Source organism: Microtetraspora sp. NBRC 13810 (assembly GCF_030268685.1).
Taxonomy (GTDB): Bacteria; Actinomycetota; Actinomycetes; order Streptosporangiales; family Streptosporangiaceae; genus BSRQ01.
In genome coordinates, this window is record NZ_BSRQ01000004.1 from 273,936 (window position 1) to 291,424 (window position 17,489).

The following is a 17,489-nucleotide window of genomic DNA, read 5'->3' on the forward strand; positions in this document are numbered from 1 at the left end:
GGGCGTCGCTCAGGGCGCGCTCTCTTCGGCGGGCCGGTGGATGGTGCCGTGGGCGATCTCCCAGCTGCGGACGCGGGTGGGTTCGGTGATGGGCGTGCGGGTGGGCTCGGCTTCGAAGAGGTGGGTGACCTGGTGACCGCCGTGCAGGACGAGGTCGGTCCCGTTGAGTGCGGTGATGACGGTGTTCTCCCAGCGGATGGCGCTCTTGCCGGCCATCGTGACGGTGAGGCCGACGAGTTCCTCCGCGTGGTAGTGGATGTCGTGGCTCTGGAAGTGGGTCTGCGCGCTCAGGGGCGGGCGGGGGGCCTGGTCGGCGGGGGGCGGCGGGTCGTGGCGGTGGGGGCCGTGGGCGCGGATGGCGGCGACGATGTCGGCGGCGACGGCGGTGACGTCGCGTGCGCGCTCGGGAGACAGCTCCTCGCTCAGCACGGCCATGCTTCTGCTCTCGCCGCCGCTCCCGTCGCGGTAGGACACGGTGACGTAGCCGGGCATCTGGTCCTCGGCCCGGTCGGTGTACCAGCGGAGGTTGCAGAACACCCAGTAGCCGCTGGTGGCGTCATCCCCCCAGAACACCCATACGGAGGTGCCGCTGTGCTCGAAGTCGCCGTTCAGCCCGGGGACCTCGGCGAGGGCATGGCGCAGCGCGGGGTGGAACGCGGCGTCGTGCGCGGCCCACAGTTCTTCCATGCGTTCGCGGGAGGTGCTGCCGGCCTGGGGGGTGTCGGTCATCGGGTGGCCTATCGGAGGGAGGGCGTCGCGGAGCCTGGATACATGTCAGGTCGAGGGAATCGGTGTCCGATCGAGTGGGTTCCGCGGCCGATGACGACCGGCGCTGCCTGGGTGTCAGTCGCCGGTGCCTCGGACGGGGAGGGGTCGTGCTCGCGTACGAGCGCGGCGACAACATCATAATGGTCTGATGATCGCGAGTGGAGTCCTTGGCGAAGCCGGAGGCTCCGATCACGGGTGTCCCGCCCGGTGGCCGTGGGGTTGCGCGTGATGCGGCCGGGCGTCTCGTACGCGCATCCCGCCAGCGGTTACCACTTTTTGCGCGGTCCCTTCGAGTACGGCACCGCGTGCCCATACTTTTGATTCGCCCTTCACGATCGGTGCGCGCTGATAATGCCTGCACGAAACGGCGCATGTGCGTGCTGTTGCCGGTGCCCGTGGTGCTTGTGTCGTGTGTATCGATCGGCGAGATCTCGTTTTTGACGCACCCGAACGGGATCCGCAGGACGCGCCCCGCCTCAGGCGGATGATCGGCATTCAAGGGAGTACAGCGCACTGCTGCCACGCGTACGGCCGGTGCTTCCTCGCCGGACGAGCGAAAGCCCCTTGTCGCCACATTGCCCCCCAAATCATGAAAAATCCCTGTAAGGGAGGTTTGGGCGGCGCGGGACTCGACGGGCTCACAGCAAGGTGACGAGGCGGTCACGAAGCTCTTACCGGGAGTGCGTTCGGACCCACAACCTTTCCCCGCGATATTGCGGGACCTACCCTTTTCCTGACACCCATGAAGGGAGGTACATAGTGGGGGCAATGGTCGGGCTCGCCATCGGCCTCGCGGTCGTCGGCGTTCCGGTGGTCATTATCGTGGTCGTCATGGCGATCGTCGGAATTTTCAAGAGAGATTGAACTCCCGCTTTCGTTGAGCCGGCATTTATCTGGAGCGCGGGAGAAAACCATGAGACATCGGAAGAGGTCCGGGCGGGGGGTCGTCGTGTGTATGTGGGGGGCGCAGGCCAAGCACACGGTTCCGGCCCGTGGCGGAGAGAAAGCCGTGTGACCTTCGACGACGCCCTCCTCCCTTTGGAGCGTTCCAAGTCGCATCTGTGGACATTTCGCCTGCCCACCGGACGTGTGACCCGTCCGGAACACGAAGAGACGGGACGGCCCGGCGTGGGCCGCCCCGTCTGCTCATCCGGGTGGGAACGTCATGCGAGCGCAGGTTCGGCCGAGGAGCGCGGCGTGCTCGCCGGAGCCTCGTGGAGCGGCTGCGGGGAGGCGTTGAGCACCGCGTCGTCGAGACGGCCCTCGCCGCGGGCGACGAGGACCGGCACCACGATCTGTCCCGCGACGTTGGTCGCGGTGCGGATCATGTCGAGGATCGGGTCGATGGCCAGCAGCAGGCCGACGCCCTCCAGCGGCAGGCCCAGCGTGCTCAGCGTCAGCGTGAGCATGACGATCGCGCCGGTCAGACCGGCCGTCGCGGCCGATCCGACCACGGAGACGAACGCGATCAGCAGGTAGTCGCCGACCCCCAGCGGGACGTTGAACACCTGCGCCACGAAGATCGCCGCCAGCGCCGGGTAGATCGAGGCGCAACCGTCCATCTTGGTGGTCGCGCCGAACGGCACGGCGAAGGAGGCGTAGTCGCGGCTGACGCCCAGGCGCTCGATCGTGACCTTCTGCGTCAGCGGCAGCGTCCCGACCGAGGAGCGGGAGACGAAGGCCAGCTCGATCGCGGGCCACGCGTTTCGGTAGAACGTGATCGGGTTGACCTTGCCGACCAGCGCGAGCAGCGCCGGGTAGACGGCCAGCAGGACGATGAAGCAGCCGACGTAGACGCCGAGGCTGAGCTTGGCCAGCGGTGCGAGCAGGTCCCAGCCGTACGTGGCGACCGACTTGCCGATCAGGCCGGCGGTCCCGATGGGGGCCAGGCGGATGACCCACCACAGCGCCTTCTGCACCAGTTCCAGGATCGAGCGGCTGAAGTTGAGGAACGGCTCGGCCTTCTCGCCGATCGCGATGGCCGCCGCGCCGAGGACGATCCCCAGGAAGACGATCTGGAGGACGTTGAGCTCGGTGAAGGCCGTGACGATGTTCGTCGGGATGATGCCGGTGAGGAAGTCGACCCAGGTGCCGACGTTCTCGGGCGCCTCCGCGCCCGCCGTGCTCAGGGTGACGCCCTGGCCCGGGTTGATGATCAGGCCGAGGCCGATGCCGACGATGACGGCGATCAGCGCGGTGGCCAGGAACCAGAACAACGTCTTGCCCGCCAGCCTGGCGGCGCCGTTGACGTTGCGGAGGTTGGCGACGCTGACCACCACGGCGGTGAACACCAGCGGCGGCACCGCCAGCTTGAGCAACTGGACGAAGATACTTCCGACTTCGGTGAGGGTGGTGGCCAGCCAGGCGAGGTCCCAGATGCGGGCGGCGAAGCCGAGGGCCACTCCCACGACCAGACCCAGCAGCAACTGCAGAGAGAACGAGAATCTCTTCACGATGAGGAGGCTCCGAAAGACGGCATGCCTGTCAGGGCATGCGAAAGGGGGTGAGTGAAGGGGTCGGGGGATCGAGCGCTCGTCAGGGCGCGATCAGCGACAGAGGGAGCCGGCCAGGCGGCAGAGGTCGATGTGCAGCCGCTCAACGAGCCACACAGACAGGACGATAAGCCTCACGAGGGGAGTAAACCGTAGCGAATTGGACAACATTCCGACTTTAAGAGTGATCTAGCTCATAAATCAAGACCTTCCCTACCAACTTTCCAGGGATCCGGGGGGATCCGGGGGGATCCGGGGGGATCCGGGGGGATCCGGGGAGGAGAGGGCCGGGGCTGAGAGCCGAGGGCTGAGGGCCGGGGCTGAGGGCCGGCCAGGGGCCGGGGCCGGGGGCTGAGGGCTGAGGGCCGGCCGGGGGCCGGGGGCGGAGGAAGCCGGCCGGGGGCCGGGGGTCGGTGGGGGGCGGAGTGGGGGTGGTTGGTGGCGGGGACGAAGATGGCGTGGGTCTTGGTGTGCGCGGACGAATTCAGCCAGCCTCACGGTGGCATAACGTCGCGGTTAACCACGTACTCGGAGGGGCTTGAAACGTGTCGGCTGATCTCCCCCGCGCCATCGCGGGCACGCACCACGACCCCGTCACGGCCGTCTCGCACGCGCCGGGGACAGGCGCGGCGACCACGATCAGAGAGCTCCACGCCATCGAGGAGTTCGGGGAGGTCGACGCGCTCTTCGCGCGGATCTGGCGGTTCGAGCCGGGCGGGCAGCCGATCACGGCGGAGTTGATGCGGGCGCTCGCGCACGCGGGCAACTACGTCGCCGGGGCCTTCCAGGGCGAGCGGATGGTCGGCGCGTCTGTGGGGTTCTTCGGGCAGGACGCGACCCTGCACTCCCACATCACCGGCGCGGCGGTGGGGCACGGCATCGGCTTCGACCTCAAGCTGCACCAGCGGCTGTGGGCGCTGGCGCGCGGCCTCTCCCGCATCACCTGGACCTACGACCCGCTGGTCCGCCGCAACGCGCACTTCAACCTGGCGAAGTTAGGCGCACGCCCGGCCGAGTACCTGCCCAGCTTCTACGGCGTGATGGCCGACGCGATCAACCAGGGGGACGAGTCGGACCGGATCCTGGCCGTCTGGCCGCTGGCCGATCCCGGGGTCGAGGCCGCGGTCCGGCGTGAGCCCCGGCCGCCGCAGGTCCCGGCGGACGCCGTGGTCGGGCTGTCCGGTGACGGCGACCGCCCGGTGGCGGGCCGTACGGATGCCCGGGTGGTGCTGGTGGCGGTGCCGGAGGACATCGAGCGGCTGCGCGGAGCGGATCCCGGGGCGGCCAAGGCGTGGCGGCACGCCGTTCGCGACGTGCTGGGCGGCCTCCTCGCGGAGGGCGCCCAGGTGACCGGCTTCCATCGCAAGATGTACTACGTCGTAGAGAGGGACATATGAAGATCACTGGGGTGGAGCTGCGGCGGATCGCGATGCCGCTGGTGTCGCCGTTCCGCACGTCGTTCGGCACCGAGACGACACGTGACGTGCTGCTGCTGCGCGTGGTCACGCCCGACTCCGAGGGCTGGGCCGAGTGCGTGGCGATGTCCGAGCCGCGCTACTCGCCCGAGTACGTGGACGGCGCCGCCGCGGCGATCCGCCGCTTCCTGCTGCCGGCGCTGCCCGCGCACGTCGACGCGTACGGCGTGGGCCACGCCCTGGAGCCGATCAAGGGGCACCGGATGGCCAAGGCGGCGCTGGAGACGGCGGTGCTGGACGCGCAGCTCCGGGCGTCGGGCGAGTCGTTCGGCCGCTTCCTCGGGGCGACCCGTGACCGGGTGCCGTGCGGGGTGTCGGTCGGCATCATGGACTCCGTTCCCGCGCTGCTGGACGCGGTCGCCGGTTACCTCGACGAGGGGTACGTCCGGATCAAGCTCAAGATCGAGCCGGGCTGGGACGTCGCGCCGGTCCGCGCGGTCCGCGAGCGGTTCGGCGACGACGTGCTCCTCCAGGTGGACGCCAACGCCGCCTACACCCTCAACGACGCCCGGCACCTGGCCCGGCTCGACGACTTCGGCCTGCTGCTGATCGAGCAGCCGCTCGCCGACGACGACCTGGTCCAGCACGCCGCCCTGGCCCGCATGATCAGGACGCCGGTCTGCCTGGACGAGTCGATCGAGTCGGCCGCGCACGCCGCCGCCGCCATCTCGCTCGGCGCGTGCTCGATCGTGAACATCAAGCCGGGCCGGGTCGGCGGCTATCTTGAGGCCCGCCGCATCCACGACCTGTGCCGGGCGCACGGCGTGGCGGTGTGGTGCGGCGGGATGCTGGAGACCGGCCTCGGCCGGGCCGCCAACGTGGCGCTCGCCGCGCTGCCCGGCTTCACCCTGCCGGGCGACACCTCGGGCTCGCGCCGCTACTTCGCGACCGACGTCACCGCGCCGTTCGAGCTGAAGGACGGCCACCTCGACGTGCCCACCGGTCCCGGCCTGGGTGTGGAGCCGGTGCCGGAGATCCTCGCCGAGGTGACCACCTCCACCGAGTGGATCAACCTGTGATCAGCCCGCGCGCCGGATCCTGACGTCCGGCCAGCCGGGGTACCGCGTCCAGGAGTTCGCGGGTGTACTCGTGCTCGGGGGCGGCGACCACCTTCTCGGTGGGGCCCATTTCGACCAGCCGCCCCTGACGCATGACGGCGACCACGTCCGAGACGTAACGCACCACGGCCAGGTTGTGCGAGATGAACAGGATCGACAGGCCCAGTTCGTCGCGCAGCCGCCGGACGAGGTTGAGCACCGCGCCCTGCACCGACACGTCGAGCGCCGAGGTGATCTCGTCGGCGACCAGCACTCCGGGGCGGGCGCCGAGCGCCCTGGCGACGGCCACCCGCTGGCGCTGCCCGCCGGACAGCTCCCGCGGGTAGCGCCCGGCGAGCTCCAGCGGCAGCGACACCAGCCCGAGCAGCCGTTCCACCTCCGCCCGGCGTCCGGCGCGGGACAGCCGTGCCCCGTCCTCCGCGCGGGGACGGACCCCTTCCCCGACCGACGCGCCCACGGTCATCCGCGGGTCCAGCGAGGCGTACGGGTCCTGGAAGACCATCTGGACCGTGCCGCCCCCGCGGATGCCGCCCTCGTAGGGGACCAGCCCGCTGACCGCCCTGGCCAGCGTGGACTTGCCCGATCCCGACTCGCCGACCAGCCCGACGATCGCCCCGGGGGGGACCTCCAGGGTCACGTCGTCGACCGCCGTGAAGGCGCCGTAGCGGACGGTCAGGTTCTCGATCCTCATGTCAGGCCTCCCAGCAGGCGACTCGGTGCGCCTTGCCGTACGTGACGAGGGGTGGGCGTTCGGCGCAGCGGGCGGTGGCCAGCGGGCAGCGGTCGGTGAAGGCGCATCCCGCGCCGACCTGCCCGGGCGAGGGCTGCCGGCCGGGGATGCTGGCGAGCGGACCCGACCGGTCGGTGTCCATGTCGGGCAGCGAGGCGACCAGCGCGCGCGTGTAGGGGTGCGCGGCGCCGGTGGCCAGCTGCTCGACGGGCAGCTCCTCGACGACCCGCCCGGCGTACATCACGGCGACCCGGTCGCACAGCTCGCCGACCACGGCGATGTCGTGCGAGATGAACAGCGCCGCCGAGCCGGTCTCCTCGGTGACCTCGCGCAGCAGCCGCAGGATCTGCCGCTGCACGGTCACGTCGAGCGCGGTGGTCGGCTCGTCGGCGATGATCAGCTTGGGGGTGCCCATCAGGCCCATGGCGATCACCGCCCGCTGCCGCATGCCGCCGGAGAGCTGGTGCGGATGGCGGCGGGCCTGCTTCTCCGGTTCGGGCAGGTGCACGTGGCCGAGCCGGTCGACGGCCCGGCGCCGCGCGTCGGCCCGGGAGGCGCCCTGGTGCACGATCGACACCTCGGCGAGCTGCCCGCCGACCTTCAACGCGGGGTTCAGCGAGGCCATCGGGTCCTGGAAGACCATGGCCAGCGACGTGCCGAGCAGTTTGCGCCGCTCGGCCTCCGGCAGTTCGCCGAGGTCCGCGCCGCACAGCCGCAGCCGCCCGCTGGTGACGGCCCCGGGGTAGGGCACCAGCCCGCCGACGGCCGCCGCGGTGAGGCTCTTGCCGCTGCCCGACTCCCCCACCAGGCCGACGATCTCCCCCGGGGCCACGGTCAGCGACAGTTCGCGCACCGGCTGGACCCCGCCGGGGAAGGTGACGCTGAGATCCTTCACCTCCAGCACCGCGCCGGGATCGGGTTCCCCCTGCTCCGGCGGCACCACGGGCACGCTCAGCTTCCCCGGTACGGCGGTGCGGGACGCGACCTTGGCCAGCGCGTCGCCCAGCAGGTTGAACCCGATGCCGGCCAGCGCGACGGCGAGGGCGGGGCCGAGCGCCACCTCGGGCGTGACGTAGATCCGGGCGAACCCGTCGAACAGCAGCCGTCCCCAGTCGAAGGCGGGCGGCTGCACGCCGAGCCCCAGGAACGACATGCCGGCCAGGCCGAGCAGGGCGCCGCCGAGCGCCTGGGTCAGGTTGAGAATGAGCGGCTCGGCGATGTTCGGCAGCACGTGCCTGACGAGGATGCGGGCGCGGGAGACGCCGAGCATCCGGGCGGCGGCCACGTAGTCGGCCCCGGCGATGGAGGCCGCCATCGTCTGGGTGAGCCGGGCGAAGCCGGGCGCGATGGCGGCGCCGATGCCGAGCACCGCCCCCTTCGCCCCGAGACCGGCGATCACCGCGGTGAACATGGCGAGCAGCAGGCCGGGGAAGGCGACCAGCGCGTTGACCGTACCGGTGACCAGGCGGGCGGCGCGGCGGGGCAGCACGGACGGCAGGGCGCCGAGCACGATGCCCGCGCCCGCGCCGATCAGGGCGGCCAGCAGCGCGAGGGTCAGGGAGTACCGGCCGGCGACCAGCACCCGGGCGAGCAGGTCGCGGCCCAGGTTGTCGGTGCCGAGCGGGTGGGCCGCCGAGGAGCCCTGGAGGATCGCCGCCGGGTCGATGCGCTCGGCGGCGGCGCCCCAGATCGGCGGGCCGATGATCGCGAGGATCACCATCAGCGTCACCAGCACGGCGCCCGCCACCGCGGCGGGGGACGACGGCAGCCGGCGGATCAGGCGGCCCATCACGCCTCCCTGATGTCAGAGGTCGGGTCGAGCCAGCCGAGCAGCACGTCGACGAGGAGGTTCACGACCAGCACGATCGTGCCGTAGACCAGGATCACGCCCTGGGCCACCGGGTAGTCCTTCTGCGTGATCGACTCCACGATCTTCAGTCCGAGGCCCGGCCAGGCGAACACGTACTCCACGAGCACGCTGCCCGCGATCAGCGCGGTGAGCAGCAGGCCGCCCACGGTCAGGGTCGCGGTGAGCGTGTTCGGCAGCACGTGCCGCAGGTAGAGCCGGGGCGCGGGCAGTCGTTTGGCCCTGGCCAGCCGGACGTACTCGGTGCCGAGCTCGCGCTGGGTCTCCACCCGGGACAGGCGCGCGATCATCGCGGTCGGGCCGATGGCCAGCGCGAGGATCGGCAGCACCCAGGACGTCAGACCGGTCCTGCCCGCCGGGGGGAACCAGCCGAGGCCGATGGCGAACACCGAGACCAGGGCGATCGAATACAGGAACTCCGGGACCGCGACGGCGGTGCCGGTGACCGAGCCGAACGTCACGTCGGTGCCCCGGTGCCGGCCGTTCTCCGTGCGCACCCCCGCCCACATGCCGAGCGGCACCGCCACCGCCAGCGCGAGCAGCGCGGCGAGCACGGCCAGCGTCAGCGTGTTCGGCAGCCGCGCGGCGATGACGCCGGTGACCGGCTCACCGCTGAGGAACGAGGTCCCCATGTTCCCGGACAGCAGGTCGCGCGTGTAGTGGGCGAACTGGACCGGCAGCGGCTGGTCGAGCCCGAGCGCCGCCCGCCTGGCGGCGACCAGTTCGGCCGGCGCGGCCGGGCCCAGGGAGGCGCGGACAGGGTCGCCCGGGATCAGGTGGATCATCGCGAAGGACGCCAGGAGCAGCGCGATCAGCGAGACCACGAACCGGACCAGCCTGCGCCTCCAGAAGGAGCCCCGGCCGCCGCGTCGGGAGAAGGTCACTCACGCTCCCCCGGTCAGCCGGATGCTCAGCGGGTCGAGCACGATGCCGATCATGTCGAGCGTCGCGCCCTTGGTGGCCACCAGGGCGGTGTTCTCCACGACGGGCACCAGGTCGGCGGCCTCGAAGAGCGACGACTCGGCGTCCTGCCAGAGCTTGCAGCCCTCCGGGCCGGGGGTGCCGATGGCCTTGGCGACCAGGTCTTCGTAGCCCTTGTTGGCCAGGTGGGCGAAGTTGGCGCCGTCGGGCGCGGCCGGCCCGGACAGGAACCCGACGAGCTGCGAGGGCAGGGTGACGCCGATCGGCAGCCAGGCCACGTCCCAGTCCTGGGTGAGGTTGAGCGACTCGGACAGTTTGGTGTCGATGACGCCGTTGAGCTTCGTCTCGACGCCGATCTTCTGCCAGGCGGCGGCCATGTACTCGGCGGCGGCCTGGACGCCCACGCCCCTGGTGGTGCCGTACATCAGGCGCAGGGACAGCTTCTTGCCGTCCTTGGCCCGGATGCCGTCGGGGCCGGGTTTCCAGCCCGCGGCGTCGAGCGCGGCGGTCGCCGCCGCGGTGTCGAACGCGGGGACGCGGCCGGTGACCGTGTCGCCCTCGCACGGCCGGGGCTCGCTGACCAGCCCGGTCACCGGCCGCCCGGTGCCGCTGGAGGCGATCCCGGCGAGTTCCTTGAGGTTGACCGCCTGGGTGAGCGCCTTGCGCACGGCCGGGTCCTTGGCCGGGCGATCGTCGCCCTGGTGGTAGAAGAACTGGCCGTTGCCCGCCGCGACGACCTCCTTGCCGATCCCGGGGGTGGCCTCCAGCCGGGCCCGGTCGGGGCCGAAGAGCGTCGCGCCGTTCATGCCGCCGGACATCAGCAGGTTGGCCGCGGTCTGCTCGTTGGGCACGACCTTCAGCACGACCTTGCCGGGCAGCCCCTGGGAGTTCGCGCCTCCGGGGCCCCACGCGTAGTCCTTGCGGACCTGGAAGGTGTAGTGGTCGCCGGAGACGGCCTCGGTGAGGGTGAAGGGCCCGCTGCCCGAGGTGCCGTGCGCGAGTACGGAGCGGTCCTTGATCCCCTTGCCGCACACGATGTAGACCTGCGTCATGCTCTCCATGGTGAAGCTGAACGGGGTGGGCGTGGTCAGGGTGACCGTCCCGGCCGCGTCGTCGGCCGCCGCCTTCGTCCCCGCGGGCACGAACACGCCGTTGACCGGCGACTTGGTGGCCGGGTCGGTGACGTGGTTGACGTTCTCCGCCACATCGGCGGGGGTCAGCTTGGACCCGTCCGCGCACGTGACGTCCTTGCGCAGGGTGAAGGTCACCGAGTCGGGCTTCACGTCCCACTTCTCTGCCAGCCTCGGGACGATCTTGCCGTCCTTGTCGTAGGCGACCAGCGTGTCGTAGGCGAACGAGAGCACGGTGTTCGTGACCGAGAGGACGCCCATGGCCGGGTCGAGGACGCCCGGATCGGCGCTGATGGCGTAGGTGAACGTGCCACCCGCGCCCGCCTGGTCCGACGTGGGACCGGCCGCGTTGCCGCAGGCGGTGAGGGCCAGGCCAAGGATGCCGATAACGGCGACGGCTTTTCTCATGGGGAACTCCAGTGATGGGAGGTGAGCCCCACATTCGCCGGTTACGTTCCCGGCTTCTTCGTGCCCAGACACGAAAAGATCCGTGGTCGTCGTGCTACAGGCCGAAGATCCGCATCTGGAGCATCACGCTGAGCCGCGCGTCGGCGTCGGAGAGGTCGAGTCCGCTGATCTCGGTCAGCCGCTTGAGCCGGTACCGGAAGGTGTTGGGGTGCACGTGCACCCGGGCGGAGGCGGCGTTGACGTCGCCGAAGGCGTCCAGGTAGGCCCGCAGGGTGACGGCCAGCTCGCTGCCGTGCTCCCGGTCGTGCGCGAGAAGCCGCTCGTAGGGGCCGGTGGGCGCCTGTTCCTCAGCGGCCACCACGTCGGCGATCTGCAGCAGCAGCGACTCGAAGTGCACGGTCGTGTACCCGGCCGCGGCTCCGGCGGCGCCGCGGGCGCGCAGCACGCGCAGCGCCCGGTCGGCGTCGGCGCGCGACCTGGCCACCTCCGACAGGTCCGCGGCCAGCCGGCCGACGCCGACGTTGGCGGCGTGCCGGGGACCGACCCTGGCCAGGAAGCTCTCGGCGACGTGGACGGCCCGCGTCTCCTCGTCTCCCCCGGAGCGCAGCGGCAGCACGGCGTAGGCCACCGACCCGACCAGCGCCGCCGCGGCCCGCGGGTGGATCGCGCCGACGTGCAGGGCCAGCGCGTCGCAGAAGCGCTGCCGGTCGCTCTCCATGCGTGCGGAGTCGATCTCGGAGGTGCCGGTGAGCTGGGCGGCTAGCACGCACAGCCGTTCGCTGGCGACGCCGAGCCGGCCCGCCGCGTCGGCCGCGTCGATGCCACCGGCGAGCACCGTGGACAGCAGTTCGGCGCGCAGCCGCCGCCTGGTGTCGGCGCCGGCGCGCTCGCGCAGCAGTTGCAGGGCGACGATCTTGGCGGCGTCGGCGAGCGCCCGCTGCCGCTGCTCGGTCAGCGGCTCGCGGACCGCGACCCAGATCGAGCCGAGGATCTCGTCGCCGGACCGGACGGCCACCGCCGCCCGGTTGATGCTCTCGCCGCTGAGCTCGATGTAGATCGGCTCGCGGCTGTGGTAGAGCTGCTTGAAGAATCCGCGCTCGTCGAGCATCCGCTGATAGCGCTCGGGCACCTGGCGGCCGAGCACGGTCTCGATCCGGCCCGGGTCGGCCTCGTCCTGGCGTCCCGAGTAGGCCAGCACGCGCGAGGACCTGTCCTCGATGGTGACCGGCGCATCGAGCAGCGCGCAGACGGCGTTGGCCAGCGAGAACAGGTCGTCGGGCGGCTCGTCGCCGGGCTCGGGGAAGGCCCCTTCCGCGAGCATCGCGCGCACCAGCGCCGCCACCTGCGCCCACGAGGCGGCCCGGGTGAGCCCGAGCAGGGCCGTGCCGGTCCGCCGCACGGCGGCCCTGATCTCGTCGTCCACCTCGACGGGATGCTTGACGACGACGGCCGCCGCCTCGCCCGCCACGTCGAGCAGGGCGCGGATCCGCCCGGCGCCCTCGACTCCCACGGCGAGCAGGATGCCGCCGGCGGGCAGCAGCAGCTCGTCGAGGGGGTCGTAGATGTGCACCCCGGTGACCTCCGCGTCGAGGCCGCCGGGGGCCGCGGCCACGTCCAGCACGGTGCTGCCGAGATCCTCCAGGATCCGGCGCAGGCTGGCATGTGGCCGGTCGGTCATCCGATCACGATAGTCGTAGAGCGACATCAGGCGCGCGGGCCGGGGCCGCCGTCCACGCCCGGTCAGGCGATCTTCGAGGTGGCGCGCACGCCGAGGTGGATGTACTCGGTGCCGTCCGGGAGCTGGAAGAACACCGCCGACACCCAGTCGGGAGCGCCCTCCCTGCGGCCGACGAACGTGGTCTCGTCCACCGGCACGAGCCGCATCTCGATCGACGGGCTGAGCCCGGCCATCGCGCCGGTGGCCTCGGCGAACAGGGACAGCTCCCCGTCGGTCACCGACAGCGTCATGCGGTTGCCCACCCGCTCGTACACGCCGGCGTAGCGCTCGACGTCCACCTGCGGGGGCGTCTCCGGCGGGCCGAGCTGCGCCGGCACGGTGAGCCCGTCCAGCTCGCGGAACAGCTCGGCGGCCAGCGCGTGGAAGAACGCGCCGGAGTGGCCGCCGTTGGCCACGGCGCACACGATCGTGCCGGTGTCCGGGACCGCCCACAGCATCGCGCTCTGGCCGATCGTGTTGCCGCCGTGCGAGATGACCCGGTGGCCGTCCCACTCGTCGAGGATCCAGCCGACGCCCCACTGCTTGCCCAGGGTGTGCGGGTTGGGGATGTCCACCTGCGGCTCCCACATGGCCCGCGGGTTCTCCAGCAGGCCGCCCTCCAGGTGGGCGCGGGCGAACGCGACCACGTCGGCGGGGCGGGCGCAGATGAGACCCGCCGGGCCGCAGGAGCGGGTGATGCCCCAGACCGGCGCGGGTTTGCCGTCCAGGTGGCCCACGGCGGCGCGGTACCGCAGCACGTCCTCCGGCAGGGTCCAGGTGTGGGTGAGGCCGAGCGGCTCGACGATCAGGTCGCGCAGCGCGGTGTCCCAGACCTTGCCGGTGACCTCCTCGATGATCCGCCCGGCGATGATGAAGCCGGAGTTGCAGTATGACTGGGTGACTCCCAGCGGGTGGTTCTGCCGCAGGTCGGCGCAGGCCGCGACGTACTTCTCGATGCAGTCGTCGCCGCGCCCGGTGTCCAGGAACAGGTCGCCGTCGATGCCGGACGTGTGCGACAGCAGGTGCCGTACGGTGACCGACTTGGTCACCTCGGCGTCGGCGACCTTGAAGTCGGGCACCAGGTCGATCACCGGGGTGTCGAGGGTCAGCTTGCCCTGTTCGGCGAGCTGCATGAGCATGGTCGCGGTCCAGACCTTGGACACCGAGCCGATCTGGAACAGCGAGTCGGGGGTCGCCTCGACTCCGGTGTCCACGTTGAGCACGCCCGCCGCGGACTCGCTGACCTGACCGTCGTGCAGGTAGGCCAGCGCGGCGCCGGGAACGTCGTACTCCTTGATCAGCTCGGCGAGCCGGTGACCCATTTCTCCAGCCACTCCACGATCCTTTCGTTGTAGTCCCGCCGGTGGGACGGGCGGCCGTTGAGGATGAACAGGTGGGACGCGCCGGGGTACCTGACCAGCCGGACCGGCACCCGGCGCTCGCGCAGCGCCGTGAACCACTGCTCGGCCTGGCCGACCGGGCAGCGGTCGTCGGCCTCGCCGTGCAGCAGCAGGGTGGGCGCGGTCACGCCGGCCACGTGGGTGATCGGCGACTGTTTCACGACCTCGCCGCCGCACTCCAGGTCCTTCAGGAAGTGGCCCACGTCGGAGGTGCCGCCGATACTGGCGAGGTCGCTCACGCAGCCGCCCGGGATCACCGCCTTGAACCGGTCGGTCCGGGCGGACAGCCAGCACGACATGTACCCGCCGTAGCTGTAGCCGGTCAGGCCAAGCAGACCGGGGTCGGCCACTCCCTCGGCCACCAGGTCGTCGACGGCCGAGAGGAAGTCCTGCTCGTCGGCGAGCCCCCAGGCGCCGACGGTGGCGGTGTAGAACTCCTCGCCGTACCCGTCGCTGGCCCGCGGGTTCAGCATCAGCACGGTCCAGCCGCGCGCGGCGAGCACCTGGTGGTACAGGTGCGCGCCGTCGAAGACCGGCGCCCACGCGTTGTGCGGGCCGCCGTGCACGTCCAGCAGCAGCGGCCCGGGGCCGGTCAGCGTCTCATCGCGCAGCACGAACCCTTCGACGGAGGTGCCGTCGGGCGCGGTGAAGGTACGGCTGCGCGGGGTGAACAGCTCGACGCCGTCGAGGGCGTGGTCGGTGAGCCTGACCGTTTCGCCGTCCTCGCCGATCAGGTAGACGTCGCCCGAGCTGCGCGGCGTCGCGGCGACGTACGCGATGCGGCCGGCGGCGGCGCTGGCTCCGGAGACGCTCTGCTCGCCGCCGACGATCTTCTCGCCGGGGAAGCGGTAGAGGTGGGTCAGGCCGCGGTCGCGGGCGCAGTACAGCAGGTCCTCGCCCAGCTGCTGCGGGGTGGCGCCCGGATAGCCGGGGGCGCCGACCATGACGTTGCGGTCGATGCCGGTCTCCAGCTCGGTGAGCCCGCCGGGACCGTGTTCGAAGAGCCGGGTGTGCCCGAGGGGGCCGCCCGCGCCGCCCGCGACGACCAGCCGCCCGCCCAGCCACCACACAGCCCCGCACACGACCTCCGGGCCGGTCAGCCGCTCGGGCTCGCCGCCCGCCGCGGCCACCGTGTGGACGAAGCCCTGCGGCGTGAGGTCGCGGTCGTCCTCGGTGTTCGTGACGTAGGCGAGGGTCTTCCCGTCGGGCGACCAGGACGGTGCTCCCGCGTGCAGGTCGCCGTCGGTGAGCCGGGTGGTCTCGCCGGAGGCCGCGTCCACGGTGAACACGTGCATCCGCAGCTCGCGCAGCAGCCCGGTGCCGTCCGCCTTGAAGTCCAGGCGGTCGGCGACGACGGGGGCGTTCGGGTCGAGCGGGCCGTGCGGGCCGCTGTAGGCGAGGCGGGTCCCGTCCGGCGACCAGACGGGCGCGCCGGCGCCCAGCGGCGCCGAGGTGAGGACGCTGACGTCGCCGTCCGGCGTCAGCAGGTGGATCTGCGGCTTGTTCTCGACCGGGCGCAGGAAGGCGAGGGTGTGCCCGTCGGGCGACCAGCGCGGGGCGGAGTCACGCGGGCCCTCGGTGAGCCGGCGCGGCTCGGCGCCGGGGGCGGCGAGCCAGATCTCGGAGCGGTTCTCGTCGGATTCCCGGTCGGCGGTGGTCAGCGTGTAGGCGACGGCGCCTCCGTCGGGACGAAGCTGCGGATCGCCCGGCACCGCGAGGCGGAAGAGGTCGTTCAGCGAGAGGCGGGGCATGTCGGAGACAGTAGGCCAGCCTCCCTGGACGTGCTTCGGGCGTCAGAACAAGAAACCCCGCAACCGTTGTGCGTCCGCCCAAACCGGCACGTTCCAGTCCACGCGCACCGGAGCCGCCTTCTGTACCTACCAGTATGTACGCCGATGGACCGACGGAGAGGAGAACCGCCGGCACCCGGCAGGCCCGGAACGCGGATCCCGGCTCCCGTGCGGCCGGAGCGCTCGCCCGGCGGCGCCCCGGACCCGGCGATCACCCGTCAGGCCACCCAGACGGTTTTGAGGTTGCAGAACTCCCTGATCCCGTGCGCGGCGAGCTCCCGGCCGTAGCCGGAGCGCCTGACGCCGCCGAACGGCAGCTCCGGGTAGGAGACCGTCATGCCGTTGACGAACACCTGCCCGGCGCACAGGTCGGCGACGAACCTCTCCTGCTCCGCCTCGTCGTCCGTCCAGGCGTTGGCCCCCAGGCCGAACGTGGTCGCGTTGGCGAGTTCCAGCGCCTCCTCGATGTCGGCCACCCGGTACAGCGACGCGACCGGGCCGAACACCTCCTCGGCGAAGATCCGCATGTCGCGGGTGATGTCCGTGATGACGGTCGGCGGGTAGAACCACCCCGGTCCGTCCGGCCGCCGCCCACCGCACAGCACCGTGGCCCCGGCGGCGACCGCTTCGTCCACCAGTTCCCCGACCTCCGCCCGGCCCTGCTCCGTGGCCAGCGGCCCGACGTCGGTGGACGGGTCGAACGGGTCCCCGACCCTCAGCGCCCTCATCCGGGCGACGAACTTCTCGGTGAAGGCGTCGTGGACGGCCGTGTGCACGATGAACCGTTTGGCGGCGATGCAGGACTGCCCGTTGTTCTGCACCCTGGCGCGCACCGCGGTCTCGGCGGCGCGGTCCAGGTCGGCCGACGGCATCACCACGAACGGGTCGCTGCCGCCCAGCTCCAGCACGGTGCGCTTGACCTCGTCGCCGCAGATCGCGGCCACCGCACGCCCGGCCGGTTCGCTGCCGGTCAGCGTGGCGGCGGCCACCCGGGGGTCGCGCAGCACCTGCTCCACCTGCCCGGCGGAGATCGGCAGCCACTGGAAACAGCCTTCGGGGAACCCGCCGCGGCGGAAGACGTCCTCCAGGTAGCCCGCGCACCGCGGCACGTTCGACGCGTGCTTGAGCAGCCCGACGTTGCCCGCCATCAGCGCCGGCGCGGCGAACCGCATCACCTGCCACATCGGGAAGTTCCACGGCATCACCGCGAGCACCACGCCCAGCGGCTGGTAGCGGCCCAGGGCACGTCTCGCCCCGACCGCCGAGGGGTCGGCCAGCGGCTCGTCGGCCAGGAACTCCGCGGCGTGGTCGGCGTAGTACCGCATGCCGCGGGCGCACTTGAGCGCCTCGCCGCGGGCCTCGGCCAGCGTCTTGCCCATCTCGGTGGTCATCAGCCGGGCGACGGCGTCGGCCTCCTTCTCGAACAGGTCGGCGCAGGCCCGCATGAGCTCGGCCCGCTCGCCGAACCCGGTGGCGCGGTAGCCGAGCCACCGGTCGTACGCGACGCCGATCTTCTCGTGCACCTCGGCCTCGCTCAGCTCGGTGCAGGTGCCGACCGTCTCTCCGGTCGCGGGATTTATCGTGGCGATCGCCATGGCGGGCCGCCCTTCGTGGTCACCTGAGCACGCGCGGGGGAACGTCCGTACGACTACGTGTCCACCGTACGGGCGGGGTCGCGGGCGCGGCGTCACGGGGCGGTCATGGCTCATCCCGGCCTGGGTAAACCGCCCCGG

Annotated in this window: 13 protein-coding genes; 2 read left to right on the top strand and 11 right to left on the bottom strand. The window is 71.8% G+C overall.

Annotated elements, in window-relative coordinates; translation table 11 throughout:
• Positions 1-9: 9 nt before the first annotated feature.
• The 3 genes from QSK26_RS10985 to QSK26_RS41745 all read right to left on the bottom strand — a co-directional run bounded on the left by QSK26_RS10985 (position 10) and on the right by QSK26_RS41745 (position 3,431).
• Positions 10-729 carry a hypothetical protein gene (locus QSK26_RS10985; RefSeq protein ID WP_285774939.1) on the bottom strand — a complete coding sequence of 240 codons (720 nt, stop codon included), beginning with the start codon at positions 727-729 and terminating at the stop codon, positions 10-12.
• Positions 730-1,931: 1,202 nt separating this feature from the next.
• Positions 1,932-3,221, bottom strand: coding sequence for a dicarboxylate/amino acid:cation symporter (locus QSK26_RS10990; protein ID WP_285774940.1), 1,290 nt, complete (start codon positions 3,219-3,221; stop codon positions 1,932-1,934).
• Between the two features lie 93 nt (positions 3,222-3,314).
• Positions 3,315-3,431, bottom strand: a complete 117-nt coding sequence (locus QSK26_RS41745; RefSeq protein ID WP_352244308.1) for a putative leader peptide — start codon at positions 3,429-3,431, stop codon at positions 3,315-3,317.
• A gap of 374 nt (positions 3,432-3,805) precedes the next feature.
• Here QSK26_RS41745 and QSK26_RS10995 point away from each other — a divergent pair, with 374 nt between their 5' ends.
• Together QSK26_RS10995 and menC are read left to right on the top strand one after the other, a co-directional pair.
• Entirely contained in the window at positions 3,806-4,657 is an 852-nt protein-coding gene (locus QSK26_RS10995; RefSeq protein WP_352244309.1) for a GNAT family N-acetyltransferase, read from the top strand.
• The gene (menC, locus tag QSK26_RS11000) at positions 4,654-5,754 is read left to right on the top strand and encodes an o-succinylbenzoate synthase (RefSeq protein WP_285774941.1); all 1,101 of its coding nucleotides are present in this window, start codon (positions 4,654-4,656) and stop codon (positions 5,752-5,754) included. The genes QSK26_RS10995 and menC overlap by 4 nt, the downstream gene beginning before the upstream one ends.
• On the opposite strand, the gene QSK26_RS11005 is transcribed toward menC, so the two are convergent.
• From QSK26_RS11005 to QSK26_RS11040, 8 genes are all read right to left on the bottom strand, one after another.
• Positions 5,744-6,484 (bottom strand): ABC transporter ATP-binding protein, encoded by a 741-nt coding sequence (locus tag QSK26_RS11005; RefSeq protein ID WP_285774942.1) that lies wholly within the window; start codon positions 6,482-6,484, stop codon positions 5,744-5,746. The genes menC and QSK26_RS11005 overlap by 11 nt on opposite strands.
• Before the next feature lies 1 nt (position 6,485).
• Positions 6,486-8,312, bottom strand: coding sequence for a dipeptide/oligopeptide/nickel ABC transporter permease/ATP-binding protein (locus tag QSK26_RS11010; protein WP_285774943.1), 1,827 nt, complete (start codon positions 8,310-8,312; stop codon positions 6,486-6,488).
• The gene (locus QSK26_RS11015; protein WP_285774945.1) at positions 8,312-9,274 is read right to left on the bottom strand and encodes an ABC transporter permease; all 963 of its coding nucleotides are present in this window, start codon (positions 9,272-9,274) and stop codon (positions 8,312-8,314) included. The genes QSK26_RS11010 and QSK26_RS11015 overlap by 1 nt, the downstream gene beginning before the upstream one ends.
• The gene (locus QSK26_RS11020; RefSeq protein WP_285774946.1) at positions 9,275-10,849 is read right to left on the bottom strand and encodes an ABC transporter substrate-binding protein; all 1,575 of its coding nucleotides are present in this window, start codon (positions 10,847-10,849) and stop codon (positions 9,275-9,277) included.
• A 94-nt stretch (positions 10,850-10,943) separates the two neighbouring features.
• Entirely contained in the window at positions 10,944-12,527 is a 1,584-nt protein-coding gene (locus QSK26_RS11025; protein WP_285774947.1) for a PucR family transcriptional regulator, read from the bottom strand.
• Positions 12,528-12,589: 62 nt separating this feature from the next.
• Positions 12,590-13,900 carry a serine hydrolase domain-containing protein gene (locus tag QSK26_RS11030; RefSeq protein ID WP_285774948.1) on the bottom strand — a complete coding sequence of 437 codons (1,311 nt, stop codon included), beginning with the start codon at positions 13,898-13,900 and terminating at the stop codon, positions 12,590-12,592.
• Positions 13,864-15,717 carry a S9 family peptidase gene (locus QSK26_RS11035; protein ID WP_285774949.1) on the bottom strand — a complete coding sequence of 618 codons (1,854 nt, stop codon included), beginning with the start codon at positions 15,715-15,717 and terminating at the stop codon, positions 13,864-13,866. The genes QSK26_RS11030 and QSK26_RS11035 overlap by 37 nt, the downstream gene beginning before the upstream one ends.
• 257 nt (positions 15,718-15,974) lie before the next feature.
• Complete coding sequence (locus tag QSK26_RS11040) at positions 15,975-17,351, bottom strand: NADP-dependent succinic semialdehyde dehydrogenase (protein WP_285774950.1); 1,377 nt, start codon at positions 17,349-17,351, stop codon at positions 15,975-15,977.
• Between the last annotated feature and the right edge of the window lie 138 nt (positions 17,352-17,489).